Origin of the sequence: Acinetobacter sp. YH12063 (assembly GCF_013419715.1) — a bacterium.
Taxonomy (GTDB): Bacteria; Pseudomonadota; Gammaproteobacteria; order Pseudomonadales; family Moraxellaceae; genus Acinetobacter; species Acinetobacter amyesii.
On record NZ_VOZO01000004.1, the window covers coordinates 164,029 to 190,511 of the forward strand.

Consider the following 26,483-nt stretch of genomic DNA (forward strand, 5'->3'; position numbering starts at 1 on the left):
AATCAAGGGTCGTATTTTATTTTGAGTGAGAGATATATGAAAATTGCTGGTGCAGATGAAGCGGGTCGCGGTCCATTGGTGGGTTCGGTTGTTGCGGCAGCTGTCATTTTAGATCCAAATAACCCGATTGAAGGTTTAAACGATTCTAAAAAACTTACTGAAAAAAAACGTGAAAAGTTATTTATTGAGATTAAAGAAAAAGCCTTGGCTTGGGCGATTGCTGAAAGTTCTGCACAAGAAATTGATGAGATCAATATTTTGCAAGCATCATTACTTGCAATGCGTCGTGCAGTGGAAAAACTCAATGTACAGCCAGAACACGTGTTGGTCGATGGTAATAAAGTCCCAGCTGGTTTAGCGATGAGCTGTGATGCTATCGTGGGCGGTGATGCGATTCATCCAGAGATTTCGGCTGCGAGTATTTTGGCAAAAGTGACTCGAGACCATGAAATGGTTGAACTAGATGCAAAATATCCACAGTACGGTTTTGCGAAACACAAGGGCTATCCAACCAAAGCGCACTTTGAAGCAATTGCGCAGTATGGGGTGATTGATGAACATCGCCGCAGTTTTGGCCCCGTACGTAAAGTTCTAGAAGGGCAGTAATAAAGCTTAGTTGAACCTCTATAGTAAAAGCATGTTCTAGATAAATTTAAAGCGGCCTAATGAGCCGCTTTATGATTTAAACAACTTAAATCTTAGCGATTATAGTTATTTTGGGAATAATCAGTTTCTTCAAAAGATGGCTGATATTCTTGATCAATGTTTTGGAGATGTTCGTGCATTGCGCGTTCATGTTGAATTCGTTGGTAAATTTCTTCACGATGAACAGATACTTCTTTTGGAGCATTCACGCCAATACGAACCTGATTACCTTTAACACCAAGTACAGTCACGCTAACTTGGTCTCCAATCATTAATGTTTCTCCGACACGACGAGTCAGAATCAGCATGTTTCTCTCCTTGCAAAATGCAAAACCTGCAAATGATCTGTTATGTAAAATTCATAACTTGTAAAAGCAAAAAATTTAGCAGTGCATCTGAAACAATCATTGTGACAGTCGCAAACTGAGTAAATTTTAAAATCCTCAGGTTTAATATAACAGAGCCACTATAAAAAAAACTATAGTGGCTCTGAATTTTTACGATGTTTTTCAAAATCTGTCTAACAATGACAAATTTTGACACACAGCAAGGTTAATTAAGCACGTGCGCTTGATTCACCTGTTTCACGGTCTAGACCGAATGCAGTGTGTAGAGCACGTACAGCAAGCTCTAAGTATTTCTCATCAATAATCACTGAAATTTTGATTTCAGAAGTCGAAATCATCAAAATATTAATGCCTTCTTTTGCAAGAGCAGTAAACATTTTGCTTGCAACACCTGCGTGTGAGCGCATACCAACACCAACAATCGATACTTTTACGATGTCTGCGCGAGTTGCAACTTCACGTGCACCAATTTCTTGAGCAGTCGCTTCAAGAATGGCTTTCGCTTTTGATAATTCACTACGGTTAACTGTAAATGTGAAATCAGTTGTGCCGTCTTCTTCAACGTTTTGGATAATCATATCCACTTCAACATTGGCATCACCAATTGGTGAAAGGATGTTTGAAGCAATACCCGGTTTATCCGGTACACCAAGAATAGTTAATTTAGCTTCATCACGGTTGAACGCGATACCTGAGATGATTGGTTGTTCCATGTTGTCTTCCGCTTCAGTGGTGATTAGTGTCCCGACGTTTTGTTTAAAGTTTTCGTCGAATGCGCCATCATCGTCATTATCAAAACTTGATAATACGCGTAAAGGCACTTGGTATTTACCGGCAAATTCTACAGAGCGAATTTGAAGGACTTTAGAACCAAGTGATGCCATTTCAAGCATTTCTTCAAAAGAAATACGATCAACTTTTTTCGCTTTTGGAGCGACACGAGGGTCAGTGGTGTAAACACCATCAACGTCTGTGTAAATCTGACATTCGTCAGCTTTAAGTGCAGCAGCCAATGCAACACCTGAAGTGTCAGAACCACCACGACCTAGAGTCGTTGTGTTACCTTCAGCATCAAAGCCTTGGAAACCTGCCACAACAATGACACGTCCAGCGTCAAGGTTTGAAGTCAATACATCTGTATCAATCGCTTCAATACGCGCCTTGGTAAATGCGCTGTCGGTTTTAATACCAACTTGACGACCTGTAAGTGATTTAGCTTCAACACCAATAGAGTTAAGTGCCATTGCTAACATAGAAATCGTTACCTGTTCACCCGTAGACACCATTTGGTCTAATTCGCGTGGATCAGGTGTTTCGGTAATGGCTTTCGCTAAAGCAAGTAGACGATTGGTTTCGCCACTCATTGCAGATACAACAACCACAACTTTGTGACCGTGATCATGCCAACGCTTTACACGACGAGCAACATTTAAAATGCGCTCTGGAGTACCCATTGAGGTACCGCCATATTTTTGAACGATTAATGCCATAACTATCCTTACCAAGTAAATAAGTCTAAAGACTTAAAGCACTTACACATATTTTAAGACCGCACTTCGGCGCGATTTTAATATACCACGTAGCTTATGAACTCCAAGGTAGGAGGAGTTCAAATAGATACTTTGTGTCTGCAGGGGATTCACATGAACCCAGCCTTTTAGACTCCATTTTCATCATTTAGCCAGAGGTTGAATATTGGTTTCAACATGATGATTGAGTTTGCGCTTTCACGCATCAACAGTGTTTAAGCAGGATCCAGCATTAAAAAACACACTGCTTAAACCTGTTGATTTGCTCAAAGGAGGTGAGTCACTTTGAGCTATAGGACTTTTGGTCTTATTTTGCAGCTAACCATGCAACGAGGTCAGTCATTACCGCTTCAAGTTTGTCGCTATAAGGCGCACCACCTTGAGCCATATCAGGTTTACCACCACCTTTACCGCCAAGTTCTTGACCAAGGTGTTTGATGATGTCACCTGCTTTTACAGCAGCAGTGTATTCTTTAGCAACCGAAGCAATGAGGCTCACTTTGTCGGCATCAACCGCTGCGATCACGATCACAGCATTGTCTAACTTAGATTTCACACCGTCGTGCAAGTTGCGAAGTGATTTCGCATCTACACCTTGAACCGTGGTGATTAATGTTTTACGGCCACCAATCTCTTGAACTTGACTCAATAACTCAGCGGCTTGGAAGCTTGCCAATTTTTGGTTCAATTGTTCAATTTGTTTTTGCAAGCTAGATGCTGTGTGAGACAAAGCTTCAACTTTTTCTAAAGTTTGATCTTTTTGCGCTTTCAGCAAATCGTTGATTGCATGAATGTCACGATCTGCTTTTTGCGCAGCTTCAACAGCTTCAGTACCCGTAACGGCTTCAATACGACGTACGCCTGCAGCAACACCGCCTTCAGAAGTGATTTTGAATAGACCAATATCACCGGTGCGTTTTACATGAATACCGCCACAAAGTTCGATAGAGAAGTTTTTCTCATCTTTGGTTGTACCCATTGAAAGTACACGTACTTCGTCACCGTATTTCTCACCGAACAACATCATTGCGCCTTTTTCTTTGGCCGCATCGATGTCTAAAAGTTCAGTTGAAACAGCAGTGTTGGCAATCACTTCGGCATTGACAATGCGTTCAATTTCTTGAAGCTGTTCAAATGAAACAGGCTGATCATTGGCAAAGTCAAAACGTAAAAGTTCGCTGGCAACCAATGAGCCTTTTTGCTGTACGTGCGTACCCAAAACTTGGCGCAGCGCTGCATGCAACAGGTGAGTCGCAGAGTGGTTGCGCGATGTTGCTGCACGGATATCTGCTTTAACAATCGCTTCAACCGCTTGAGCCGCTTTTAAGTTACCCATGGTCACGATGCCTTGGTGTACAAATGCGCCGCCTGATTTTTTGGTGTCTTGAACTTCAAAAATACCAGTTTCGTTTTTGAAGATACCTGTATCGCCAACTTGACCGCCACTTTCTGCATAGAACGGAGTTTGGTTTAGAACGATTAGTGCTTCGTCACCTTCAAAAACTTCATCAACTTGTTCGCCGTCTTTGTAGATTGCAACAATTTGACCTTGGCCTTGAGTTGCGTCATAGCCGTCAAATTGAGTCTCGCCTTCAACTTTGACAATTGAGTTGTAGTCGACAGCAAATTTACCAGCATCACGCGCACGTTGACGTTGAGCCGCCATTTCGACTTCGAAACCAGCTTCATCAATCGTTAAATCACGTTCACGTGCAATGTCTGCTGTTAAGTCAGTTGGGAAGCCGTAAGTATCGTAAAGTTTAAATACAGTTTCGCCTGGAATCACTGAACCTTTAAGTTGAGCCAATTCGCCTTCAAGCAATTTCAAACCTTGCTCTAAAGTTTTTGCGAATTGTTCTTCTTCTTTCAAAAGCTGTGCTTCGATACGTGCTTGCTGTGCAGCAAGCTCAGGATAAGCAGCGCCCATCACGTCGATCAGCGGCTGCAACATTTTATGGAAGAATGAACCTGTTGCACCCAATTTGTTACCATGACGTACTGCACGACGGATAATACGGCGAAGTACATAGCCACGGCCTTCGTTAGACGGGTTAACACCGTCTGCAATCAAGAAGCAGCAAGAACGTGCATGGTCAGCCACAACTTTAAGTGAAGCAGGGTATTCAACTGGTTTGTTTTCTGCTTGTGCTTTTGCTTCAAGTTCAGTGGTATCTAAACCAATGATTTCAGCAGCAGCTTTAAGTAGGTTTTGGAATAGGTCAATTTCGTAGTTTGAGTTTACATGCTGTAAAACTGCAGAAATACGCTCAAGGCCCATACCTGTATCTACAGAAGGTGCAGGAAGGGCATGCAGAACACCATCAGCAGTACGGTTGAACTGCATGAATACGTTGTTCCAAATTTCGATGAAACGATCGCCATCTTCTTCAGGAGTGCCCGGTAAGCCGCCCCAAATGTGGTCACCATGGTCAAAGAAGATTTCAGAACATGGACCGCAAGGACCTGTATCGCCCATTGCCCAGAAGTTATCTGAAGCGTATTTTTCGCCTTTGTTGTCACCAATACGGATAATGCGTGAAGCGTCTAGACCAATTTCTTTGTTCCAGATATCAAATGCTTCGTCATCTGTATGGTAAACAGTGGCATATAGTTTATCTTTTGGCAGACCTAACCATTTTTCGTTGGTTAAGAAATCCCAAGCAAATGTGATGGCATCACGTTTGAAGTAGTCACCAAATGAGAAGTTACCCAACATTTCAAAGAATGTGTGGTGACGCGCAGTATAGCCAACGTTGTCTAAGTCGTTGTGTTTACCACCGGCACGGACACATTTTTGTGAAGAAGTTGCACGAACGTAGTCACGTTTTTCAAGACCAAGGAAGCAGTCTTTAAACTGGTTCATACCAGCATTTGTGAACAATAGTGTTGGGTCGTTGGCAGGTACCAGAGAACTCGACGCGACACGTGTATGCCCTTGCGATTCAAAGTAGCTTAAAAAAGCTTCGCGAATTTCAGCTGATGTCATAAAACGAGTACTCACAACCAAGTCTCTCCTAATTTCGATTTGGTAATAGCCTATCAAGCAAGTCTTACAAAATTTTAAAGCTGGCTTGAGATGCTGACATAAAATTTAAAAACGCTAAATTATAACGGAAAAAGGTGTAGTGACCAATGATTTTCGGCTATCTCTATGACTTTTTATATGTTTTAAATTTGGCACCTATATTTTTAGATTTTTAAACCTTTGGAACGCTGAAAGTATTCATTGATTAATCTAGGGAGCGCACTGTTGCTGCGTTTCATTTATATGTCTTGAAAAGTTTTTAATGTTCAAATTCAGCACGTTGATAAATGCTCTACGTGAAGGTGCTTTGCATTTATATTTTTCAGTTCATTGGGAAAATTGCATGTTTGCATCCATTTTATTAAGAGTGATTGAACTTGATCTTGGTGCCGTACATTTTCAGTGAAGCTAATATTTAGATCTATGTTGGCGCTAACGCTTTATAAAAATAAAGCCCAATAAGCATTAAACGAATAAATGATAACGTTTTCATGTTGAAATCCATTAATATATAGATGCTTTATTTTTGTTTTAAAACGAAGGATTGGTCATGCAGCGAGTGGCAATTAATGGATTTGGTCGAATCGGACGCAATGTATTACGCGCTTGGTTTGAAAATCCAAAGGAATTTCACTATGAAATTGTTGCCATAAATGATGTCGCTGATGTGGAAACCATGGTGCATTTGTTTAAATACGACACCACGCATGGTCGTTTTGCAGGCCAAGTCGACATTCTTGAACAAGATGGCGCTATTTTTCTAGAGATCTCTTGTGCCCAAGCACATCTCAAAGTGCAAGTTTTAAATGAAGCACAGCCGAGTCTTTTGCCTTGGCAACACCTGAATGTCGATGTGGTACTCGAATGTACAGGTTTATTTAGATCGCGAGAGGCAGCCACACAGCATATTGGTGCAGGTGCCAAACGTGTGATTATTGGTGCTGCGCCGTTTGACAGTGTTGATGCTGCGATTGTGTATGGTGTTAATCATCATGAAGTCAAAGCGACGGATCAAATTATTTCGAGTGTGTCGTGTACCACGCAGGCTTTGGTGCCTTTAGTCAAAATTATTGATGATGCCTTTGGTATAGACACAGCACTCATGACAGAAATTCATGCTGTGACTGCGGATCAGTCTGTATTGGATCATGCACATCGTGACTTACGTCGTGCGCGAGCTTCAGGTCAAAATATTATTCCAACAACCTCTTCAGCTCTGGGTGCGTTGAAACGGGTCATGCCGAAAATGGAAGATCGAATCGATGGCTATTCGATTCGTGTGCCGACTATCAATGTTGCTGCAATCGATTTAAGTTTTGTGTCTCAATCAGTTATCACCAAGCATGAGTTAAATGCAGTGTTAAGCAAAGCTGCACGTTTTGATTATCATGAAATTATGTCAGTAACCGATGAGCCCTTGGTCTCAAGTGATTTTAATCATTCACCTTATTCATTGATTGTCGATTTGAATCAAACCATGGTGGTAGGAAAGCAAGCAAAAGTTTTCGCATGGTATGACAATGAATGGGGCTATGCGAACCGCTTGCTCGATTTATGTGAAAGTTTTCACTCTTTATAAAAATTCAAACTTATCCAATATAGAAAACATCTACTAGCTTGTAGGTGTTTTTTTATTTTCTAAAATTAGATGAAAAATCATGCGTAATCTCGTTGATGTATCTCGAAAATATTGAAAAACTTTAAAAAATATTCAAGCACAGCCAATTTATTGTTTAAGATGAAAGTCAAAGAAATATATAAAGAGTATTGAGCATGATGTTGATGTTACTTTGGGGATTTATTTTATTATTGGCGCTGGCGGTTATATTTTTAATTTGGCTACAGTTTAATCGTGACGTATCGCAATCTACCGCGCATGAAACCTTGCCACTTGAAGAAAAAGTGGTGCATTTAGAAGCCAACCTGAAAAAGACCTTGGAAATTATGCAAGATCTTGCAAAGAAAATGCATATCCAGCAAGAAGTATTAGATCAAACGACTCACAAATTACAGCAAGTTGAATTGCAAAATGCAGAGTTGGTGAACCTTTTGGCAAAAGTAGTCAAGACAGACCAAAGCTAATCAAAAAAATACAAAAGACTGCCCACACCTCGATATCTGCATGAAGCATGTGATCTCAAGGTATGGGTATTTTTTATCCAATAAGATGATTCCTAATATTCATCATCATTGGGTTTAAATCGTAGTTCTTTCGTTATTCAAAACATGATCGCGTATTACTTAGTTAAATCAAAATTTGTCTTAATACTGCTGCTGAAAGCATGCTAATCACAACGGTAGGCAATAACGAAAAACGTGATGCTGCAAATAGGGTAATAGCCATCGCGATCAAATCAGCAGGATTATCTTTAACAAAATAAGGCGCGATCACTGAGATCAACACACAGCCGGGAACAACTTCCATAATTTGACGTTGTTTGTTGGTGAGGCTACGGTTTTTCAGTAACACATAACCCAAGATACGGGTCAGGTAAGTGGTTAAGGCTATAAATAGAATCGCGATCAGGGTGCTAGTGTGGATCATGCATCATCTCCAATTAGGAAAAATGCAGAAGCAATGCCAGTAACTGCGCCAATCGGAACATACCAGCCCGCAGGGAGATACAAGTAAGCCAAAGATGCGGCAATCAAACTGACCAGCCATGGACGCGCCGCTTTAAAGCCTTTCCACATGCCACGCAGTAAAACAAGAAATACAGCAGGGAAGGCCATATCAAAACCAAGTCGACTAATATCGCCAAGTATCGGCCCGATCATTGCCCCTAGCGTGGTAAAGCCAACCCACATCAAATATAGAGCACAGCATAAGCCTGCATAGAACATCAAACTAAAGGCGCGCTGAATTCCCAAAACATTAGATTTTTTTTGCGCATCGGCCAAACCTACGGCCCAACTTTCATCGCACATAAAAAATAAAGCGGTATAAACCGTACGATTTGGTAGATGTCTTAAATACGGGACAAGGCTCGCCCCCATTAATAGGTGCCGACTATTCACTAAAAACGTAATAAACATCAGCATGAGAATATTAGGGGGATTGGTCCAAACTTCTAAAATGGCAAATTCAGAACCACCAGCAAAGTTAAGACCAGTCAAAAACGGAACTTCTAAACTAGAAAAGCCTTTATGTGTTGCCTGAGCACCCAAAACTAATGCAAAAGGAATAATGCCCAGCAGCATTGGAATAGATGTTTTTAGACCTCGTTTAAACTCAATAGAATGCTGTGAATGGGTGTGATTGAGTGTACTTTGTCTAAACATCAACATGACGTTTTCCATGAAGCGAGATCGAAAGCAATATTTTATGGATATCTGAGCAGCATTTGGCAGCTATTTTATGAAAGATTGCTTTTATTGTGTAATGAAATTGCTAAAATAAAGCTTATTGTGAAATTTAGTGCCTTTATTAATGGATCAGATAGATAAACGCATTTTGCAAGCATTACAGCAAAATGGAAAACTACAAAATAATGAGTTGGCCCAACTTGTTGGTTTATCGCCTTCGCCATGTTTGAGACGGGTCAAGCAACTAGAAGATGAAGGCTATATTGAAAAATATGTCGCCTTACTGAACCAGTCAAAATTGAATTTAAGTTTAACGGTATTTGCGCGGATTTGGCTAAAAGGTCAAGATGCAAAAACCGTGAATGATTTTGTTGCAGCGATTCAAACGATGCCTGAAGTGGTTGAATGTCAACTCATGGCAGGGGATTGTGACTTTTTCTTACGTATCGTCGTGGCAGATTTAGAAGCCTATCGAAAGTTTCAGATTCATCATTTAACGCAGATCGCCAGTGTGCAAAATGTAAAAACAGAGATACCGTTACAGGCTGTTAAACAAACTACAGCACTTCCTTTGGATTGATGTTCGAGTCTTAAATTAAGTTATTCAGCCTGATCATATTTATAACTTTGTTTAAAACTTCATCTATAGAAAGTAGGACGCTTATTATTTTTTATCAAATGGTTAAAAAAATAACGTTCACAGGATTTTAAAATATAAGCATAAACATGGATTTAGTTGTAAAAGTTAAAGCTGTAGATGAAGTAATGAATGCTGAAGCATCTTTTATGAAAAAGTCGTGTGCAAGCGTAAAACTATCGTGCTAAACTAGGAGAAATCGGGTGTGCTCCCGATTTTTTTATGCGGATTTGTTCCGCGCTGACAAGAATTTAGGTTTACAACATGCCCATTTCAGAGACATGGTTATTACCTGATGGTGTAGCTGATGTACTGCCAGAACAGGCGCAAGTGATTGAATCTTTGCGTCGTGAAGCATTAGATTTCCTCGCATCTCGAGGTTATCAGTTGGTGTACACGCCATTCATTGAATACATCGAATCTCTATCTTCTCTTTCAGAATCGAATCAAGATTTAGACTTAGCCACTTTTAAAGTGATCGACCAACTTTCAGGTCGTTTGCTTGGTGTGCGTGCCGATATGACACCACAAGTGGCTCGTATTGATGCGCATGTACATCCTGTCGAAGGTGTAGCTCGTTATTGCTACGCTGGTACAGTACTACATACTAAGCCACAGGGTTTTAATACCACACGTGCACCTTTACAGTTAGGTGCTGAATTATTTGGTTCAGACAGCATTGATGCTGACGTTGAACTGATTGATGTCATGATCAACTTGCTTGCTAAAGCAGGTCATGCAGATGGTATCCATCTTGATTTAGGGCATGTCGGTTTATTCCGCAGCATGGTAAAACAAGCTGGCTTGAGCAAAGCGGTTGAACGTCAGTTATCTGACTTGTATCAACGTAAAGCGCTGCCTGAACTTGCTGAATTCACGCAAAGCATTCCAAATGGTGCTGACTTCTATACATTAGGTCGTTTTGCAAGTGACTTAGATGCATTGCAAGCCAATTTAACGGCTGATGTATTGGCAAATGAAGCATTTAAACTGGCTTTTGATGCAGTGAAATCGACTCAAGCGGCAATCCAAGCCCGTTGGCCAGACTTACACATTGGTATTGATGTGGTTGAACTTCGTTCATATCACTATCACACTGGTTTAATGTATGCCGTATATGCGCCAAACCGTGCTGCGCCATTGGCTCAAGGCGGTCGCTATGACGGTATTGGTGAACACTTCGGTCGTGCGCGTCCAGCTACAGGTTTTTCTTGTGACCTATATGCATTAACTGCAGGTCAAGTTCAGAAAAGCCAAGTTTTGGTTGCACCAAAAGGCATCGAAGCAGATTTATTAAAGGCAATTGAGGCAGCACGTACCGAAGGATTCAGTGTTGTTCAATTGTTAGGTAATGATGATTTAAGCTCAGCACCGTATGCAACGCACCAGTTGGTGAATGCAAATGGCGAGTGGACAATCAAACAAATTTAATCGCGGATGTGCCTGCGGGCACACACGTTTTTTCCAATTTTAACAGCATGATGCAATGAGGCTATTATGGGCAAGAATGTTGTGGTACTTGGTACCCAATGGGGCGACGAAGGTAAAGGTAAGATCGTCGACCTGCTCACAGATCAAGCGGCTGCGGTAGTTCGCTATCAAGGCGGACACAACGCAGGTCATACACTTGTGGTTGGTGGTAAGAAAACTGTATTACACCTCATTCCATCTGGTATTTTACGTGACAACGTATTGTGCTTAATTGGTAATGGTGTTGTTTTATCACCTGAAGCTTTAATCCACGAAATGGAAGTTTTAGAAAAAGAAGGCGTGCCTGTACGTGAACGTCTACGTATTTCTCCAAACTGCCCATTGATCCTTCCACACCATATCGCCCTTGACCAAGCACGTGAGAAAAAACGTGGCAATGCGAAAATTGGTACTACAGGTCGTGGTATCGGTCCTGCATACGAAGACAAAGTGGCTCGTCGTGCAATCCGTGTTGCTGACTTGGTTCGTGGTGGTGCTCATCTTAAAGCTCAACTAGAAGAGCTTCTTGAATACCATAACTTCCAATTGACTCAATTCTTCGGTGTTGAAGCCGTTAAAGTTGAAGATGTGATCGCTTTATGTGACGAATGGCGTAAAGTCATCGAACCTATGGTGATGGACGTTACTGGTGAACTTCATGCTTACCGTAAAGCAGGTAAGAAAATCATGTTTGAAGGCGCGCAAGGTTCACTTCTTGACGTTGACCACGGTACATATCCGTATGTTACATCTTCAAATACGACTGCTGGTGGCGTAAGCTCAGGTTCAGGTCTTGGTCCATTACACCTTGACTATGTATTGGGTATTACTAAAGCGTACACAACTCGTGTAGGTGCTGGTCCGTTCCCAACTGAACTTGTTTATGATGCTGCTAATGATGTTGGTGATGCGATCGGTAAACACTTGGGTACTGTCGGTTCTGAGTTTGGTGCGTCTACTGGCCGTCAACGTCGTTGTGGTTGGTTCGATGCTGAAATTCTACGTCGCTCAGTAGAAGTAAACTCACTTTCTGGTATTTGCTTAACTAAACTAGACGTTCTAGATGGTTTAGAAGAAGTGAAAATCTGTGTAGGTTACGAAGCAGCTGATTCTGGTTGTGTAGGTTCTTCTGATGCGCTTGCATTTGAAACTTTAAAACCGATCTACGAAACTATGCCAGGTTGGTCAGAGTCTACTTTTGGTGCGAAATCACTAGATCAATTGCCACAAAATGCAATTAACTACGTGAAACGTTTAGAGCAATTGATTGAATGTCCAATCGACATCATTTCAACTGGTCCAGACCGTGATGAAACAATCGTATTACGTCATCCATTCGACGCATAATGTGCTGTTGAATTAAGATGTAAAAGCCTCGCGAAAGCGGGGCTTTTTTTATATAGCGAAGAACATAACTTCAAAAAACAGCATGTATTATAAACTGATAGTACTCAGTAACATCCGAAGTGCCATTTGATTCAAATAAAAGAATGATACGCGATAATTCATCCGCAAGTGTTTGAGACAGGACTACTTTTAATTAAAAATGTTTTTGCAATACTGTAAATATTTTGACACTAGTGAACGAGTTTTGTCGGTGAGGTGCATTGCACCGCAAGATGGTTTCCTTGCGAAGCACGCTTCTCATTTTGCCAAATGAGAAACAACGTTTCGTAAGAGGTACCTCCAGCCGAAGGCTAATCCCTGTATTTAAACCCAAGATGTAAGACTCCGTTGAATATACTTAAAAGTATTTAAAAAATGTGAAATTATTTTTACGGGGTAACATCAGATATTAAGTTTAAATGATGGAAAAATAAAGATTTTGAAAAAATAAGCATAAAAATATTGAGTCAGTCAATTTTTTGTATATATTTGACACTCTTTATAAATAACTAGAGATCATGATGAATTATAAAAAATCTTTGGCATGCTTTGCCGTAGCAGCTTCTTTGTCAGGTTGTACCACGATTGCTGATCTTGCAGGTGCTGATTCTGCATCTTTGAACTTACAAGCAACACAGTCTTATAACGCAATGCTGAAAGACGCGCAGACCAAACAAGTGCTCGATACCAAGTCTGCGACTTATCAAAAAGTAAACCGTGTTTTCTGGAAAATGAAACCGTTTGCAGATCAGATGAATCAAACGGGTCAGGCTTTTGATTGGAAAGTTGCCGTGATCAAGTCTAAAGAAATCAATGCCTATGTCGCACCCGGTGGCAAAGTTGTTTTCTATACAGGAATCGTCGAAACACTCAAACTTACGGATGATGAAGTCGCTGCAATCATGGGTCACGAAATGGTTCATGCCTTAGAAGAACATGCAAAAAATAAAATTGGCGCTTCAGCACTAACCAATCTTGCGGTGAGTATCGGTTCACAATATGTAGGCAATGCTGCAGGCGGCTATGGTGCAACCTTGCTTGATTTGGGTAGTCAATTTGGTGTGGGCTTGCCGTATTCACGTAATTTGGAAAGCCGCGCAGACAAAGGTGGCCTAGTGATGATGGCAAAGGCTGGATACAATCCAGAAGCGGCGATTTCATTGTGGAAAAAAATGAATGCGAATGATAACAGTGGCAACGACGCACTGAGCAAATTTATGTCTACACACCCAAGCAATAATGACCGTATTGCTGCTATGCAAAAAATGATGCCAGAAGCACAGCAATATTATAAAAATGCGACACCTTCGAGTGTACGTCGTTAATATCTGCGGTTTTCAAGACTAAAGTTGCATTTTAGTACGCTATACACATTGTGTTGAGTTGCTAAAATGCAATTTGAATTAGGAAGAGAAGTGCAGGATGCAAAAGAATATTTCGACCACCATTTTTTATTCTTTATTATTTGCGATGGGGGGAGCACCCACTATTGCTATGATGATCATTCGTGCCCAAACTCAAGATCCACAATTAATTTATCAAGCCCTGATTGGGTTGTCGGTGATTATTGCCTGTATTCTTGTGCCCATAGTTTTGATACAAAATGCTATCCTATTTTTTAAGCGAAAAAATGTGCAGTTAGAGGAAAAAATTAAGCCATTAATGCATGTGTATTTGGGCTTGAATGTGGTTTGTTTAATCTATTGGTTGGTTCTTCAATTTTCAGCTTAAAAAAATTACATAAATACTATTATAAGTCGCTATAACTTCGTTTTAAGCTCCAAACCATAAGAATATAATATCCATAAATTCACTTATATTTTAATGGTCTGGAGTATCCTTAATGAAAAAAATAATTCTAACGAGCCTGTGTATGGCCGGTGTAATGACGATTTCGGGCTGTGCGACAGTGGCAGATATGGCAGGAGCGGATACTGCTACATTGAACGCGCAAGCAACACAAAGTTATAACAAAATGGTGACAGATGCGCGTTCTAAAAATCAGCTCGATACCTCTTCGAGTACATATAAGCGCATTAATACTGTATTCCAAAAACTGCGTCCTTATGCAGACCAAATGAACCAAACGGGTCAAGCGTTCCAATGGCAATTGGCGGTTATGAAATCTGATCAAGTCAATGCCTTTGTAGCTCCAGGCGGTAAAGTTGTATTTTATACAGGTATCGTCAATAAACTGAATTTAACCGATGCAGAAATTGCAGCAGTTATGGGACATGAAATGGTCCATGCTCTTGAAGAACATGCAAAAAGTAAATTGGGTGCTCAAGCCTTAACGGATCTTGCGCTGAATATTGGTTTAAGTGCCGCAGGCAATAATGTCGGTCAATTGGGTACTGCGGCCGCGCAGTTGGGTAGTCAAATTGGTATAGGTCTGCCTTATTCACGTTCTTTGGAAAGCCGTGCAGACCAAGGTGGCTTAATGTTAATGGCACGTGCAGGTTATAACCCACAAGCGGCGATTACGCTTTGGGAAAAAATGAACAAGCTTGAAGGTGCGGGAGGTTCATCCTTCCTGTCTACGCATCCATCAAACTCACAACGTATTGAAGCGATGCGTAAAAATCTACCTGCAGCGCAGCAGATTTATAACCAACGTCGTTAATTCATAAGAATTAATTATCCGTTTTAAAAAAGCAGGCTATGGTCTGCTTTTTTGTATTTAATAGTTTGAAAAGTTTTTATATGGCATACCCATTTTAAGCGCAATAAAAAAGGCAAAGTAAAAACTTTGCCTTTTTGCACTTGAGATCAGAGGATCTTAGTGGTGGTGACCGCCTGCACCGTGTACGTGACCGTGTTCAAGTTCTTCAGCAGAAGCCTCACGGATTTCAACGATTTCAACTTCGAAAGTTAAATCTTGACCAGCAAGTGGAAAGTTCGCATCAACAACAACGTTGTCGCCTTCAACCGCTTTAACTGTCACGATTTGAACGCCGTCATCAGTTTGAGCTTGGAATTGCATACCTGGTTGGATGTTATCCACGCCTTGGAACATTTGAGCAGGAACTTCTTGAACGAGATCAGGGTTGTATTCGCCATAACCTTCGGCAGCAGGTACAGTTACAGTGAATTTTTCACCAACTGTTTTGCCTAAAAGAGCTTTTTCAAGACCTGGAATGATGTTACCAGCGCCGTGCAAATATGCTAGTGGCTCACCTTGAGATTGGTCGAGAGTTTCACCCTCTGCATTAGTCAATGTGTAGTGGAAAGAAACCACAGAGTTATTTGCAATAGCAGTCATGTTATTGATCCATTCAATTTTTTAAGGGTTACATCATAAAGTGAAATTGCACTTTTGTAGACTAAATTTATCAAAAAAATGCAATTTTTAAATGTTTATGATGATTTTTTCATTAATCGGGGCAAATCTGTAAATTTCAATGCAATTTAATTTTAGGCGCAATTTTTCGTGTAACAAAATCTTTAGCCGTTAATAGTCCTGCATGTGCGTAGCCGTAAATTGTGGCTTGATGCATACGATAAAGTGAAACGTACATTGATTTGGCAACAAAGCCTTGAACATTGACCTGACCTAAAAGTTCACCAACCGCTTTATGTTTACTTAATGAGACTAGGGAGCCTTTGTCTGAAAATACGAACATTGGGAGTTGTTGACCACGGATACGCGCCTTTAAGCAATCCACGAGAAATGACGCTTGTTGGCTAGCAACTTGAGCGCGTGGGCCGAGGACAGGCTCATCTGCACGCGGTTGGCAATGTGCACAATCACCAAAGGCGAAAATATCTGGGTGTGCCTTAGTTTGTAGTGTTGCATATACACTTAAACGCCCCATGTGGTCTTTTTCAAAGCCTTCAAGTTTAGAAATTACTTTTGGTGTTTTAATGCCTGCCGCCCAAACTTTTAGTTCGGCTTTAATTTTGCTTCCATCATTAAAATAAACATGTTCAGCATCGACTTTTTCCACACGTTTAGAGGTTAAGACCTCAATTTTCATACGTTGTAATTGCTGCTGTGCATGCTCGGCCATTTTTTCAGGGAGTGCAGGCAGAATCCGATCAGCACCTTCAATCAAATTGATCTGTACGCTTTGAGGATGAATTTTATTTAAACCATATTTATAAAAATTATTTTTTGCTTCAACCAATTCTGCTGAAAGTTCAACACCCGTTGCACCTGCGCCAATAATGGCAATTTTCAACTCACGTGCTGTATTACTATTTTGTGCATCCAAATACAACTGTAAGAGATCTTGTTGGAAGATTTCAGCTTGTTGCAGGCTGTCCAAATAGTGACAATGTTCATACACGCCCGGCGTGTTGAAATCGTTGGAAACTGAGCCTAAAGCAAGAACAAGGGTGTCATAACTCAGTTGCAGTTGTTCTTGAGTAGACTCATATTTACCTTGTTGGACTTTGCTAAGCTGAATGGTTTTTTCAGCAGGATTGATATCTTCAAACTTAGCCAAGACAAATTCATAATTATGCTTCGCAGCATGCGCATAGTAGTTGATTTCTTCTTCGCTGACTGACATCGTGCCTGCGGCAATTTCATGTAAGAGGGGTTTCCAGACATGCGTGAGTTTCATATCTACGAGGGTGATGCGTGCTTTCTTTTTTTTCCCGAGTAAATCACCGAGTTGCGTAACCAGTTCTAAACCACCAGCACCACCACCGACAATGACAATATGGTGTAACTTGGAGTCATCAGCGTTATTCATTGAATTACCTATTTTATTATTGTTGAAAAAAAGAAGATGGCACGAGTATGTCATCTTCTTTATTGCACAAATAACGAATTGTCTTACAAGTTACATAATCACATCATTGACCTAAAGGGTAGGTTTTAACTTCTGCTGCATCCGTATTAAAGATGCTAAAAAGGCCTTTGATCCACATCATGAAACGCTCAAAAATATTGGCTTCTTCAATTTGCACGTCATCTTCGATATCAAAGGTATTGATCAGCTGATTATTTTGATAAACAGTAACGGTGGCTAATTTCATTACTTCAGCCAAAGGCGCAGTGAGTTCTTTTTCATTTACTTCAACACTCAGTTTAGTCTGTGTTTCATGAAGTGGTTCAATGGCTTGAATTTGGCCATTGCCAGTATTTAAAAGAATACGTTGCTGTGTAGGATCAAAAGCTTTTAAATCGATGGCATAAGCTTGATCATAAAGCGAAGTTGTAATCAGCTTAGGTTGTTGAGTTTCCACCTTAAACATTTTCAAGGTTGATTTAACCACAGGTAATTCTGCAATTAATTGCTTATCTTTGATTGCAACTTCATTACGTGTATAGGTATAAGCCAAGTTCATGAGGTTGTGTGCTACTTCTGCACGTTTTAATCCACTTTTTGCCCCTAATACTACAACAATCAAACGACGTTCTGGCGCGTCAGGATTCGCGATCAAACGGTTGGCTGTTAAAGCTAAGTTATAACCTGCAGCTTTAGTAAAACCTGTTTTTAAGCCATCAACGGTGGGATCTTGTTTTAATAAGATATTGGTTGCACGGTGGAAGCGTTGGTTATAACTAAAACTTTGTTGTTTTGAATAATACAAATAGTCAGGTGTGTCAGTCACCAGTGCTTGCCCTAAACGTGCAAGGTCAGCCGCCGATGAATAATGTTCTGGCATGGTAATACCGGCTGGATTTTGAAAATTGGTGTCATTCATGCCCAAAGCTTTGGCTTCTTTGTTCATGCGTTCAATAAATTTTGGAATATCACCAGAAATGCGTTCAGCTAAGGTTACTGCGGCATCATTGGCAGACATGACCACAAGACCTGCCAAAAGCTGATCAACTGAAATTTGTTCACCAGCTTTGAGATACATTTGTGATTCATCCCATTGAACCACTTGCACGACTGGGGTTGCGGTTAAGATTTCATTTTTCTTTAAATGACCTGCTTTAATTTCCTTCAAAGCAATATAAGCCACCATCATTTTGGTAAGCGAAGCAGGGGCACGCTGAACATGGCTATTATGTTCTGCAATCACCTGACCCGACTGAGGGTCTAAAATGGTCCAAGCTTCAGCTTCAACGGTTTCAGGGACAATATTTAAAAGGGCAGCATTTGCTATCGTGGAGCATAGAAAACTAAGCAGCGCGATGAGGTAGATCACGTGTTTCAATGAGGTTCCTTAACCAACCATTCCGTTGGTGGTAAAACGAAAAAATTTTTAGGCATGCTATGCCTTTTTTTTTCTGCTGACTAGTCATAATTGTAGACAATTGCGACAGTTCCGCATTCAGTTGTAAAAAATGTTAATCTAATTGATAAGTTATCTTTTATTTATTTCATATCGCCCATTATGTTGCATTATCAAATCGAATTTGACGATTATCGTCAACATCTAGTCCATGTCACTGCACGTTTCTTGGCAAATCCTACACAGGTACTTTCGCTGCCTACTTGGATTCCCGGAAGTTACTTAATCCGAGAATTTTCGAAGCATATCGAAGCTGTTCGAGCATATGATGAAGATGGGCGTTTGTTACAAATTGAGAAATTTGAAAAAAATAAATGGCGCTTATTCAATACAGATCATGAGTTGATCACGGTTGAATATGATGTATATGCCTTCGATTTATCGGTCCGTGGGGCTTATGTCGATCAAAGCCGTTTATATGTCAATCCAGCTTGCGCATGTTTAGGTTTAGTTGACCAAGAAGATACAGCCATTGAGGTTGAAGTTTTCTTGCCACCCGAGTTAAAGCATTTCCAACTTGCGACTGGATTAAAGTCAAAAAGTTTAGTGAAAGGTCGTTATACCTTATATGCAGATAACTATGCTCAGTTAATTGATGCACCGTTTGAACTGGCGGAACAAACCCGTTTTAGTTTTGAAGCCAACGGCATTCCACACGAATTTGTGGTGTCGGGCAAACATGCTATGAACGCGCAGCGTATGCAGCAAGACATCGAAAAAATTTGTTCGACAGAAATTTCCATGTTTGGTTCAGCACCATTTAAAGACTATACCTTTATGACCATGGCAACGGCCAATAGCTATGGTGGTTTAGAGCATCCAAATAGTACAAGTTTAATTAGCCCGCGTGATGATTTACCAAAAGCCAATGAACCTGTAGAGCCTTCGGCAGATTATCAACGTTTCTTAGGTTTATGCAGCCATGAATATTTCCATTCATGGTTAGTAAAATTTATCCGTCCAGAAAACTTTGTGAATTATGACCTCAACAAAGAAGGCTATACCTCTTTGCTTTGGATTTTTGAAGGTTTTACATCGTATTATGATGATTTGATCTTGCTGCGTAGCGGTGTGATCAATCAGGATTCTTATATCAAGCTTTTAAAAGCACAAATAGATCGCTATTTGCAAAATCCGGGTCGTGAGATTCAAACTGTGGCTGAATCAAGCTTTGATGCATGGGTGAAATTCTACCGTCAGGATGAAAACTCAAATAACGCAGGTACAAGTTACTACAACAAAGGTTGCCTCGTTGCATTGTGTTTAGATCTAGGCTTACGCCTGCGCGGTTCTAGCCTTGATGCCTTAATGCGTAAGCTATATGAAAATGCGCAAAATGGCATTCAAGTCAATGAACGGACTATTTTCAATTTATGTAATGAATTAACAGGTGATGATTGGTTAGAACAAATCAATCACTTGATTAATACTACAGATGAATTGCCGTTAGATCAGTTGTTCCCTGAGTTTGGCTTAAGCTATACACTCAAAAATGACAAATCATTGCCATTTGGTTTAAAACTGGCTGATAAGCCTGAAGGTGTGTTGGTTCAGTCTGCTCGCCGTGACGGTGCAGCTGCAAAAGCTGGCTTGTCTGCGAACGATGTGATTATTGCAATTGATGGTCTAAAAGCAACCGTTAAATTGGCAGAAAAATATGCCAAGCAAGATGGCAGTTATACGGTGTTGGCATTCCGCCGTGATGAGCTGATGAGCTTTGAAGTGAAAGCGGCAGGTTCAGAATTAACTGAAGTTGAACTTAAAGTGGAAGATCAGGCTAAAGCTGAGAAGTGGTTGAAGGCTTAATTTGATAAGTATTTAATTTTCATGTAAAACCCATACTTAGGTATGGGTTTTTTATAAGAAAATGAATAGTAAAAATTTAATAATTGGAATTTCGATAACTGTAATTTGGTTCTTAGTGATAGTATTGTTTTGCGTTCAAAACAATTTTGTATTTACCAATAGAGAGCTGAATTCACTAGGGGATTTTCTCGCAGGTATATTTGCTCCAGTTGCTTTTCTTTGGTTAATACTCGGGTATCTCCAGCAAGGTAAACAATTAGATCAAAATACCAAAGCTTTGGAACAGCAAGAAAAAGCACTTAAACTTCAAATAGAAGAGATGAAGGAGAGCGTTAAACAGCAAGGGTATCTTGCTCAGCTACAGTCAGAACAATTGAGAATGAATCATAATTCATGCCAACCTTACTTAGAATTATGCACTCCAAAATTAGAAATTGTTGATATTAGAGATCTATTAACTAATAAGCCTGAAAAGTTATGCTCATTAATTTTTAGTGTTTATTCGAGAATTAATGAATCAAGAATTGTTTTATTAATGACTTTGGATGACACAATTTATCAGCGTGAAATGAAAATATTAGTTGATGAGTCTATTGAATTTAAATTAAGGCTAGATTGTTTGAATGACACTTATACTAATGATTTTTTATCAGCAAAAATCAATGATTTGGATTTTAAATTTAAGATGAGATTTCAGAATATTTATGGATTAGAAACTGAAAATATTTATTCATATAGAATATTAAGACATGAAACAGGTGAGGTTCAAGTATCAAAGCCATCACTGAGAGATTCGTTAGTAGCAAGTAAAGTTGTATAAATTATGCTTCAAAGATTCATTTTTATTGAAAAAAAGCTCACTGGTGTAAGCTTTTTTCAAACTGATTTTTAAGAAATAATATCAACGTCCGTTACGACCGCGGCCACGTGGGGCTTTAGTATTCGGACGAGTTGTACCATTGGTACGGCGTTTTGGTTTTTCGCTCTCATCCATTTGCCAGATACGTTTTGTACCTGACTTTTTCACGGATCCGTCTTTATTCTTACGAACCATTGGCTTACCACCTGTACCGCCTGGTTTTTTCACATAAGAGCGCGAACGGTAAGGTTCTTCTGCAGGTACATTTTGAAAGTCAGGGTAAAGTAACGGTTCAATTTCTTTGGTTTCACCTGGTTCTAAAGCCAATTGAACTAAATCAATTGCACCAATACGTGTACGAATTAAACGTAAAGTTGGGAAACCCACTGCTGAAGTCATACGACGAACTTGACGGTTACGGCCTTCGCAAATTTGGATTTCAACCCAAGAGGTTGGAATGTTTGCACGGAAACGTACAGGAGGATCACGATCCCATAACCATTCTGGCTGTTGCACTTTAATGGCTTTGGCTGGCAAAGTCATACCATCTTTTAGCTCAACGCCTTTACGTAATTGTTCAAGCGCTTCTTCTGTGATGTCGCCATCGACTTGCACTAAGTAGGTTTTGAACTTTTTATTTTCAGGATTGGTGATGTACTGATTTAAACCACCATGATCGGTTAAAAATACCAAACCTTCGGAGTCCATATCTAAACGACCTGCAATACGTAGACTAGGATCGTCCACGAAGTCAGATATGGTCATATGCGCTTCGTCTTTACGGAATTGGGAGAGCACGTCATATGGCTTGTTTAAGATGACAATTTTCATACTAAATATCTAAAATATAAAGAGTAAATAAAATAGGTTGTTAATATTACCCGTTTAATTACCCGTTTTAAGAGAGTTAGGCCCAATAATAAAAACAAAGCCCACGAATATGTGGGCTATTGTATCAGGTTTGCGACTTATATTCTTCGACCTTATTTTTTACATATGATGCATACCAAAAAACATCTCTATCAGTAACTCGGATCGGTTGTTGAATGTCTCCTGAATTTATAAGCGAGTAAAACTTTTCTCGACCAATCGACATAAGGTCCATAAATTCCTTTGCTCTGACTCGACGATCAATTTCCATCATTCACCTCCAATCTTTTGCTCGCTTCAATTTCAGCTTTCGCCATTTCATCAGCTTTCTCAATCATAGGGATGTATTCGCTATCACCAAGCCGATCTTTTACAAGTCGCTTAAACTTGGTATACACCTGTAATTCTTTTTCTTTCCACTCACCGTTATGGTTTGGATTGATTGTGCTCTTCTTTTCGCTACTGGCGAGCTTTTGCTTCAGGTCGTTTATTTCAACCTTAAGAGTATGAAACTCACTAGCTCTTGCACTACTTATAGCCACTTTTTCTTTAAGTTTTTCAAATTCTTTAAGGGTTGAAGCCGATTTATATGACTTCGCTGGGTACGGATAAAGATCAAGCGGTTGCTGCAATCAAACAAGCAGAGGTTGATGGATTTTTAACTGCACCTGATGCAACTGCACTGCTAGAGCATAAACAGACCAAATTGGAGCAACTGAGCGAATCTGAGCGATATAAAACGATAGCTCAAGAAGCGCTGGAAAAAATCAAAGATTTGATTAAGCCAAATGTAAACAAGATGACAGAGGAAGTGAAAGAGCCTCAGCCTTGGGAGTCTTTTGAGATGCCACATATCGACCCTTTTGATGATTTTGAAAAATACAAGGCGACTTTGCAGGCTGAGCAAAAGCAATTGCCGAATGCGGTGCGTTTTATGGATAAGCAAGTAGGAGGTGGGGTGTGAAGGATCAGCATGATAATAAGACCGTGGATTGGGTGGAAGTCATGGCTCTGCGTTCAGCCTATCGTCATGGAATCAGAACACCAGAGACTCGTGAAGCATGTCGAATTTACATGAGCGAGCGTAGAAAAAAGAAAGCAAAGCAGGTGGCAGCATGAGCATAAGCCAATCACACGGATACATGTTTGAAACAACGATGGATATTCTGCTGTTTATCACATTCAGAGGTAAGGCGACTTATGTGCAAGATGTGCTTGATAACGTTGTGACCAATACGAGTTATCGAACTGTGCAGCGATACGTAAATTCTTTAGAAAAACTCGGTTATGTGCTCGGAGATGGGAAAAGAAACTCCCCTCAAGGCTTCTTGCCAACGGATAAAGCAAAACAACTATTTGGGGTGAAGTCATGAATCTAACAATCGAACAAATGCGGGAAATTGTGGCGGGTGCGCCTGAGTGGGCTATGTTTTGGATTACACGAAATGAATACCACATTTCAATATTGAGCTTTCCGAATATGACAGGACAGCAAAGTTACTTAATTTCTGATCTTCGCACCGCCATCGCAGACCACGACCGCACGGACCATGTATCAGACATTCGCAATCATATTGCGCCGACGACGAGGGTGATTGAGGGATGAGTGAGATTAAGCAGGTTTGGGGAATTATTAAGGACTACCAGTGTGCTGATTTGAAGATGGTGCAAGACCCAGCTTTAGCTGTATTTCAGCACCAACAAGCCAAGATTGAGAAACTAGAAAATGAATTAAGCACCACAAAACAGGTTCTCGGCAATGTTATTGATATGGAAGTGGCCAAGGTTGACAACCTGAAAGCCCAGCTCAACAACATGGAGGCTTGTTATATCGAGAAGAAAAAACAGGTTGAGACTGTTGGGTATATGCTTGAAGGGGATTTGAAATATGTGGAGCAAGACAGGCGAGGAAATTTTGATTTTCTTCAAATGGCAATGATTCGTTGCTTGGGTGATGCACTTAAAGCCCTGCGAGGTGCTAATGACTAATCTCCGTATCACCGCAGCACAGGCACGAAAAGCCGGTATTGGCCCTCGATTTGGTGTAGCAGCCAAGTCGGGCAAAAAGAAATCCAATCCAGATCCAATGCCAAAGGTTTCGGCTCATCTGGTCGAAGGGAAAGGGTTTGGTGTGATGAATGATGAACTGCTCTGGTGTGAAGTTTTAATCACACCTCCTTCGGTGAATCACTATTGGATTCGTGGAGCGAACAAGACCAATCGATTAAGTAAGCGTGCAATCCACTTTATTGACGTTATGAAGCGTTTTATTGAGCCAGCAGGGTATCAGGGCAGAGTTCGAGTAAAGATCGAATACGCGCCACCTGATGCGAAAATACGTGACATCGATAACATCGTAAAACCATGCTTTGACGCTTTGTCGAAAGGTGGGTTGATTTTGGATGACTCTCAGGTGGATGAATTGCTCGTGAAGCGGTTGCCATCAGAAAAAGGCGGGAAGCTGATTATTCAAGTTGAAAAGTTAAGGGTTTGAGGGATTGGGATGAATGCAATGGTGAATTTAATGGATTGGTCGAAACGCTCAGCTCACCAGTGGCTTGAGCAGTATGGATTGTGGGTACGCTCAGTAAAGCCAAATCACATAAGCACTCCATTGGCGGTGCTAATTGACAAAAATGACAAATCTAAAACACGGTCAAGTAAGGTATCTGTAACGTGTGAAATTTCAGATTTTGAAGCGGTAGAGGTAAGTAAATTACTAGCGGCGATGCATCAAGATAGTCGTGAGTATTTAGCTGAAAGAGCTTGGTTTTTAATATTAAATTACGAAATGGATTGGTCATACGGAAGTATTGCAGGGGCACATAGTTGCAGCAAAGCAACAGTCAGATCAACAATAGATAAAGGCCTTGCTTATTTGGATGGAAAAATAGAAGCATTGGCAGACTTGACAGTGCAGCACACTTAGTTTAAATTTGTGTTATAAGTGGTCGAAGTGTTAGTTAAGCACTTGATCTGAAAGAAGCTCACCAAACGGTGGGCTTTTTTAATGCCCTGAGAAATGTTTTTTGTGTAAGCAATATCAGGGCACCTATGGCGGTTCCTATTAATTTCTAGTGGTTTTTAAATTGATTACCGCCACCTAATGCGCCTATGGCAGAAAGGATTATGCATCGGACTTCTATTCCGACTTATGTGGGTTCGAATCCTACTGGGCGCGCCAACATTCAGGAGAATCAAATGCTCCAATTTTTAAAATGCTTATTCGGCTTCCATGGTGCGGTTGAGATCGATTACACGGTTGATGATGAAGAAATCAAAGTGTGTCGAGAATGTTAAAAAGAGGTGAAGTGATAAAAACCCCATTAAAAAATGGGGCCTGAATAGGAATATATCACCTGTGCTTTATTACAGATTAAAAGGATTATGTTTCGTGTCCTTGATTTCTAAACCCACTAAAACTGCTGACAAGGCTAGAAGCCCTGAAATTCCTAAAAAGAATATGTCATGTGAAATTATTGCTAATACCAAACAAGCCACAGATACACAAATAAAAATGCCTAATACGAAATAAAGAAAAGATATTTTCATGATGGGGTGGGTATTCGGAAAATAAAGAGTGATAAAATTAACATAAAATTTAAGTTGTTATTAACGTAAATTATACACAAACAATACGCTTTAATCGAAACCTTAAATAGCCGAACGTATTACGGCACACATAAGCCCCTCGCATTCTAGATGTTGAGGGGTTTTTCTTTTCTATTGAGGTTAGTCATGGTTGATCGAGTAGAGGCATCCAAAAATCTAGAGCTGCTTAAGGCAAATCAATCACGCTTGATGAACTACAACCATTTGTATTCAAGCTATGCATTTCGCCAAGACTGCGGTGCTGAGTTGAGAAAGATTGGTAAGCAGATCGCAAGCATAGAAGAATTACTTCATGAGAAGCCCAAAACGACTCGCTGAAATTAGAAAGCTGCCGTGTGTTCGATGCGGCAATCCAGATAGTCAAGCAGCGCATTCAAATAGTGCTAAGCATGGTAAGGGTAGATCAATCAAAGCCAGTGACGAGTTCACAGTGCCACTCTGCCACTCATGCCATAGTCAATTTGATCAATTCAAGTTGGGTGATCGCGAAGAAAGTGAAAAGCTGTTTGAGAAATGGTTGGTTAAGACTGAGTTGATGATGGGTAAGCAGGATGAAGAATACTTTTAAACTCGAACCCGCAACGTTCGTCATTAAGTCATTTGAAGAAGTAGGTAAAGCAATTGCCTACATGCATAGACATCATGCGAATGCGTTAAGTGATGGTAAGTCTTTAGTTGTTCGGATCAATCAAAAAGAAGATGACCGGAGTAAAGCACAGAATCGTTTATTGCATATGTGGTTTGGTCAATTGGCTAAGCATACTGGTGATGAGCCTGAAACAATTAAGTATGAGAT

General features: G+C 40.3%; 30 protein-coding genes, 1 tRNA gene and 1 pseudogene. 21 read left to right on the forward strand and 11 right to left on the reverse strand.

Translation table 11 applies throughout. From position 1 onward, the window contains the following. The first annotated feature begins 36 nt into the window (after positions 1-36). Complete coding sequence (gene rnhB / locus FTU12_RS06105) at positions 37-606, forward strand: ribonuclease HII (protein ID WP_180074067.1); 570 nt, start codon at positions 37-39, stop codon at positions 604-606. Positions 607-698: 92 nt separating this feature from the next. Here rnhB and csrA read toward each other — a convergent pair whose 3' ends face one another. The 3 genes from csrA to alaS all read right to left on the reverse strand — a co-directional run bounded on the left by csrA (position 699) and on the right by alaS (position 5,522). Then, complete coding sequence (csrA, locus tag FTU12_RS06110) at positions 699-953, reverse strand: carbon storage regulator CsrA (RefSeq protein ID WP_078189080.1); 255 nt, start codon at positions 951-953, stop codon at positions 699-701. A gap of 248 nt (positions 954-1,201) precedes the next feature. Next, positions 1,202-2,482, reverse strand: coding sequence for an aspartate kinase (locus tag FTU12_RS06115; protein ID WP_078194395.1), 1,281 nt, complete (start codon positions 2,480-2,482; stop codon positions 1,202-1,204). Positions 2,483-2,828: 346 nt separating this feature from the next. Then, a complete protein-coding gene (gene alaS / locus FTU12_RS06120; RefSeq protein WP_180088504.1) occupies positions 2,829-5,522 on the reverse strand; it encodes an alanine--tRNA ligase in 2,694 nt (897 codons plus the stop codon). A gap of 574 nt (positions 5,523-6,096) precedes the next feature. Here alaS and FTU12_RS06125 point away from each other — a divergent pair. Together FTU12_RS06125 and FTU12_RS06130 are read left to right on the forward strand one after the other, a co-directional pair. Further along, positions 6,097-7,125 carry a type I glyceraldehyde-3-phosphate dehydrogenase gene (locus FTU12_RS06125; protein ID WP_180009414.1) on the forward strand — a complete coding sequence of 343 codons (1,029 nt, stop codon included), beginning with the start codon at positions 6,097-6,099 and terminating at the stop codon, positions 7,123-7,125. A gap of 200 nt (positions 7,126-7,325) precedes the next feature. Continuing rightward, a complete protein-coding gene (locus FTU12_RS06130; protein WP_078189224.1) occupies positions 7,326-7,628 on the forward strand; it encodes a hypothetical protein in 303 nt (100 codons plus the stop codon). Positions 7,629-7,791: 163 nt separating this feature from the next. On the opposite strand, the gene FTU12_RS06135 is transcribed toward FTU12_RS06130, so the two are convergent. Together FTU12_RS06135 and FTU12_RS06140 are read right to left on the reverse strand one after the other, a co-directional pair. After that, positions 7,792-8,091, reverse strand: a complete 300-nt coding sequence (locus FTU12_RS06135; protein ID WP_180012238.1) for an AzlD family protein — start codon at positions 8,089-8,091, stop codon at positions 7,792-7,794. Next, positions 8,088-8,834: an AzlC family ABC transporter permease gene (locus FTU12_RS06140; RefSeq protein WP_180113968.1), complete on the reverse strand. Its 747-nt coding sequence runs from the start codon at positions 8,832-8,834 to the stop codon at positions 8,088-8,090. The genes FTU12_RS06135 and FTU12_RS06140 overlap by 4 nt, the downstream gene beginning before the upstream one ends. 142 nt (positions 8,835-8,976) lie before the next feature. Here FTU12_RS06140 and FTU12_RS06145 point away from each other — a divergent pair, with 142 nt between their 5' ends. The 6 genes from FTU12_RS06145 to FTU12_RS06170 all read left to right on the forward strand — a co-directional run bounded on the left by FTU12_RS06145 (position 8,977) and on the right by FTU12_RS06170 (position 14,968). After that, complete coding sequence (locus FTU12_RS06145; protein ID WP_078189073.1) at positions 8,977-9,432, forward strand: Lrp/AsnC family transcriptional regulator; 456 nt, start codon at positions 8,977-8,979, stop codon at positions 9,430-9,432. A gap of 321 nt (positions 9,433-9,753) precedes the next feature. Then, positions 9,754-10,920, forward strand: a complete 1,167-nt coding sequence (locus tag FTU12_RS06150; protein ID WP_078189072.1) for an ATP phosphoribosyltransferase regulatory subunit — start codon at positions 9,754-9,756, stop codon at positions 10,918-10,920. Between the two features lie 66 nt (positions 10,921-10,986). After that, the gene (locus FTU12_RS06155; protein ID WP_078189071.1) at positions 10,987-12,306 is read left to right on the forward strand and encodes an adenylosuccinate synthase; all 1,320 of its coding nucleotides are present in this window, start codon (positions 10,987-10,989) and stop codon (positions 12,304-12,306) included. 560 nt (positions 12,307-12,866) lie between these two features. Then, positions 12,867-13,670, forward strand: a complete 804-nt coding sequence (locus FTU12_RS06160) for a M48 family metallopeptidase (protein ID WP_078194387.1) — start codon at positions 12,867-12,869, stop codon at positions 13,668-13,670. Positions 13,671-13,767: 97 nt separating this feature from the next. Next, complete coding sequence (locus tag FTU12_RS06165; protein WP_180113969.1) at positions 13,768-14,076, forward strand: hypothetical protein; 309 nt, start codon at positions 13,768-13,770, stop codon at positions 14,074-14,076. 112 nt (positions 14,077-14,188) lie between these two features. Further along, positions 14,189-14,968, forward strand: a complete 780-nt coding sequence (locus FTU12_RS06170; RefSeq protein ID WP_078194384.1) for a M48 family metallopeptidase — start codon at positions 14,189-14,191, stop codon at positions 14,966-14,968. Positions 14,969-15,124: 156 nt separating this feature from the next. On the opposite strand, the gene FTU12_RS06175 is transcribed toward FTU12_RS06170, so the two are convergent. From FTU12_RS06175 to FTU12_RS06185, 3 genes are all read right to left on the reverse strand, one after another. Then, positions 15,125-15,607 carry a peptidylprolyl isomerase gene (locus tag FTU12_RS06175; RefSeq protein ID WP_078194383.1) on the reverse strand — a complete coding sequence of 161 codons (483 nt, stop codon included), beginning with the start codon at positions 15,605-15,607 and terminating at the stop codon, positions 15,125-15,127. Between the two features lie 136 nt (positions 15,608-15,743). Further along, positions 15,744-17,045 (reverse strand): NAD(P)/FAD-dependent oxidoreductase, encoded by a 1,302-nt coding sequence (locus tag FTU12_RS06180; protein ID WP_180113970.1) that lies wholly within the window; start codon positions 17,043-17,045, stop codon positions 15,744-15,746. Positions 17,046-17,148: 103 nt separating this feature from the next. After that, positions 17,149-18,462, reverse strand: coding sequence for a D-alanyl-D-alanine carboxypeptidase PBP6B (locus FTU12_RS06185; RefSeq protein WP_180012276.1), 1,314 nt, complete (start codon positions 18,460-18,462; stop codon positions 17,149-17,151). A gap of 180 nt (positions 18,463-18,642) precedes the next feature. Here FTU12_RS06185 and FTU12_RS06190 point away from each other — a divergent pair, with 180 nt between their 5' ends. Further along, positions 18,643-20,346 carry a M61 family metallopeptidase gene (locus tag FTU12_RS06190; protein WP_180113971.1) on the forward strand — a complete coding sequence of 568 codons (1,704 nt, stop codon included), beginning with the start codon at positions 18,643-18,645 and terminating at the stop codon, positions 20,344-20,346. A gap of 61 nt (positions 20,347-20,407) precedes the next feature. Further along, positions 20,408-21,166 carry a hypothetical protein gene (locus tag FTU12_RS16435; protein ID WP_257227289.1) on the forward strand — a complete coding sequence of 253 codons (759 nt, stop codon included), beginning with the start codon at positions 20,408-20,410 and terminating at the stop codon, positions 21,164-21,166. An 81-nt stretch (positions 21,167-21,247) separates the two neighbouring features. Here FTU12_RS16435 and FTU12_RS06200 read toward each other — a convergent pair whose 3' ends face one another. From FTU12_RS06200 to FTU12_RS06210, 3 genes are all read right to left on the reverse strand, one after another. Further along, positions 21,248-22,036: an rRNA large subunit pseudouridine synthase E gene (locus FTU12_RS06200; RefSeq protein ID WP_180020878.1), complete on the reverse strand. Its 789-nt coding sequence runs from the start codon at positions 22,034-22,036 to the stop codon at positions 21,248-21,250. Between the two features lie 124 nt (positions 22,037-22,160). Next, a complete protein-coding gene (locus FTU12_RS06205) occupies positions 22,161-22,346 on the reverse strand; it encodes an AlpA family transcriptional regulator (protein WP_180004001.1) in 186 nt (61 codons plus the stop codon). Continuing rightward, positions 22,336-22,617 carry a hypothetical protein gene (locus FTU12_RS06210; protein WP_180020880.1) on the reverse strand — a complete coding sequence of 94 codons (282 nt, stop codon included), beginning with the start codon at positions 22,615-22,617 and terminating at the stop codon, positions 22,336-22,338. The genes FTU12_RS06205 and FTU12_RS06210 overlap by 11 nt, the downstream gene beginning before the upstream one ends. 47 nt (positions 22,618-22,664) lie before the next feature. Here FTU12_RS06210 and FTU12_RS06215 point away from each other — a divergent pair, with 47 nt between their 5' ends. From FTU12_RS06215 to FTU12_RS06260, 10 genes and pseudogenes are all read left to right on the forward strand, one after another. After that, positions 22,665-23,039 carry a hypothetical protein gene (locus FTU12_RS06215; RefSeq protein WP_257224880.1) on the forward strand — a complete coding sequence of 125 codons (375 nt, stop codon included), beginning with the start codon at positions 22,665-22,667 and terminating at the stop codon, positions 23,037-23,039. A gap of 151 nt (positions 23,040-23,190) precedes the next feature. Beyond that, complete coding sequence (locus FTU12_RS06220) at positions 23,191-23,448, forward strand: hypothetical protein (RefSeq protein WP_180020882.1); 258 nt, start codon at positions 23,191-23,193, stop codon at positions 23,446-23,448. After that, positions 23,445-23,681: a hypothetical protein gene (locus FTU12_RS06225; RefSeq protein WP_180020883.1), complete on the forward strand. Its 237-nt coding sequence runs from the start codon at positions 23,445-23,447 to the stop codon at positions 23,679-23,681. Before FTU12_RS06220 ends, FTU12_RS06225 begins: the two co-directional genes overlap by 4 nt. Beyond that, positions 23,678-24,064, forward strand: a complete 387-nt coding sequence (locus FTU12_RS06230; RefSeq protein WP_180020616.1) for a hypothetical protein — start codon at positions 23,678-23,680, stop codon at positions 24,062-24,064. Before FTU12_RS06225 ends, FTU12_RS06230 begins: the two co-directional genes overlap by 4 nt. After that, the gene (locus FTU12_RS06235; RefSeq protein ID WP_180020886.1) at positions 24,057-24,569 is read left to right on the forward strand and encodes a RusA family crossover junction endodeoxyribonuclease; all 513 of its coding nucleotides are present in this window, start codon (positions 24,057-24,059) and stop codon (positions 24,567-24,569) included. The genes FTU12_RS06230 and FTU12_RS06235 overlap by 8 nt, the downstream gene beginning before the upstream one ends. A 9-nt stretch (positions 24,570-24,578) precedes the next feature. Beyond that, positions 24,579-25,004 carry an antiterminator Q family protein gene (locus tag FTU12_RS06240; protein ID WP_180004859.1) on the forward strand — a complete coding sequence of 142 codons (426 nt, stop codon included), beginning with the start codon at positions 24,579-24,581 and terminating at the stop codon, positions 25,002-25,004. A gap of 179 nt (positions 25,005-25,183) precedes the next feature. Then, positions 25,184-25,259: transfer RNA gene (locus FTU12_RS06245), tRNA-Arg, on the forward strand. Between the two features lie 554 nt (positions 25,260-25,813). Then, a complete protein-coding gene (locus tag FTU12_RS06250; protein ID WP_180113973.1) occupies positions 25,814-26,005 on the forward strand; it encodes a hypothetical protein in 192 nt (63 codons plus the stop codon). Further along, a complete protein-coding gene (locus tag FTU12_RS06255) occupies positions 25,980-26,255 on the forward strand; it encodes a hypothetical protein (RefSeq protein WP_180113974.1) in 276 nt (91 codons plus the stop codon). Before FTU12_RS06250 ends, FTU12_RS06255 begins: the two co-directional genes overlap by 26 nt. Next, positions 26,239-26,483: pseudogene (locus FTU12_RS06260) on the forward strand (hypothetical protein); the annotation flags it as partial. The gene FTU12_RS06255 and the pseudogene FTU12_RS06260, both read left to right, overlap by 17 nt.

Bases quoted from the DNA above. Each gene is read 5' to 3' on its own strand.
- FTU12_RS06155 (WP_078189071.1), top strand. From the start codon at position 10,987: ATGGGCAAGAATGTTGTGGTACTTGGTACCCAATGGGGCGACGAAGGT.
- FTU12_RS16435 (WP_257227289.1), top strand. From the start codon at position 20,408: ATGAATAGTAAAAATTTAATAATTGGAATTTCGATAACTGTAATTTGG.
- FTU12_RS06205 (WP_180004001.1), bottom strand. From the start codon at position 22,346: ATGGAAATTGATCGTCGAGTCAGAGCAAAGGAATTTATGGACCTTATG.
- FTU12_RS06160 (WP_078194387.1), top strand. From the start codon at position 12,867: ATGAATTATAAAAAATCTTTGGCATGCTTTGCCGTAGCAGCTTCTTTG.
- FTU12_RS06150 (WP_078189072.1), top strand. From the start codon at position 9,754: ATGCCCATTTCAGAGACATGGTTATTACCTGATGGTGTAGCTGATGTA.
- FTU12_RS06125 (WP_180009414.1), top strand. From the start codon at position 6,097: ATGCAGCGAGTGGCAATTAATGGATTTGGTCGAATCGGACGCAATGTA.
- FTU12_RS06140 (WP_180113968.1), bottom strand. From the start codon at position 8,834: ATGTTGATGTTTAGACAAAGTACACTCAATCACACCCATTCACAGCAT.
- FTU12_RS06180 (WP_180113970.1), bottom strand. From the start codon at position 17,045: ATGAATAACGCTGATGACTCCAAGTTACACCATATTGTCATTGTCGGT.
- FTU12_RS06240 (WP_180004859.1), top strand. From the start codon at position 24,579: ATGAATGCAATGGTGAATTTAATGGATTGGTCGAAACGCTCAGCTCAC.
- FTU12_RS06225 (WP_180020883.1), top strand. From the start codon at position 23,445: ATGAATCTAACAATCGAACAAATGCGGGAAATTGTGGCGGGTGCGCCT.
- FTU12_RS06175 (WP_078194383.1), bottom strand. From the start codon at position 15,607: ATGACTGCTATTGCAAATAACTCTGTGGTTTCTTTCCACTACACATTG.
- FTU12_RS06165 (WP_180113969.1), top strand. From the start codon at position 13,768: ATGCAAAAGAATATTTCGACCACCATTTTTTATTCTTTATTATTTGCG.
- FTU12_RS06255 (WP_180113974.1), top strand. From the start codon at position 25,980: ATGAGAAGCCCAAAACGACTCGCTGAAATTAGAAAGCTGCCGTGTGTT.
- FTU12_RS06115 (WP_078194395.1), bottom strand. From the start codon at position 2,482: ATGGCATTAATCGTTCAAAAATATGGCGGTACCTCAATGGGTACTCCA.
- FTU12_RS06235 (WP_180020886.1), top strand. From the start codon at position 24,057: ATGACTAATCTCCGTATCACCGCAGCACAGGCACGAAAAGCCGGTATT.
- FTU12_RS06220 (WP_180020882.1), top strand. From the start codon at position 23,191: ATGAGCATAAGCCAATCACACGGATACATGTTTGAAACAACGATGGAT.
- FTU12_RS06190 (WP_180113971.1), top strand. From the start codon at position 18,643: ATGTTGCATTATCAAATCGAATTTGACGATTATCGTCAACATCTAGTC.
- FTU12_RS06215 (WP_257224880.1), top strand. From the start codon at position 22,665: ATGACTTCGCTGGGTACGGATAAAGATCAAGCGGTTGCTGCAATCAAA.
- FTU12_RS06230 (WP_180020616.1), top strand. From the start codon at position 23,678: ATGAGTGAGATTAAGCAGGTTTGGGGAATTATTAAGGACTACCAGTGT.
- csrA (WP_078189080.1), bottom strand. From the start codon at position 953: ATGCTGATTCTGACTCGTCGTGTCGGAGAAACATTAATGATTGGAGAC.
- rnhB (WP_180074067.1), top strand. From the start codon at position 37: ATGAAAATTGCTGGTGCAGATGAAGCGGGTCGCGGTCCATTGGTGGGT.
- FTU12_RS06170 (WP_078194384.1), top strand. From the start codon at position 14,189: ATGAAAAAAATAATTCTAACGAGCCTGTGTATGGCCGGTGTAATGACG.
- FTU12_RS06250 (WP_180113973.1), top strand. From the start codon at position 25,814: ATGGTTGATCGAGTAGAGGCATCCAAAAATCTAGAGCTGCTTAAGGCA.
- FTU12_RS06145 (WP_078189073.1), top strand. From the start codon at position 8,977: ATGGATCAGATAGATAAACGCATTTTGCAAGCATTACAGCAAAATGGA.
- FTU12_RS06200 (WP_180020878.1), bottom strand. From the start codon at position 22,036: ATGAAAATTGTCATCTTAAACAAGCCATATGACGTGCTCTCCCAATTC.
- FTU12_RS06135 (WP_180012238.1), bottom strand. From the start codon at position 8,091: ATGATCCACACTAGCACCCTGATCGCGATTCTATTTATAGCCTTAACC.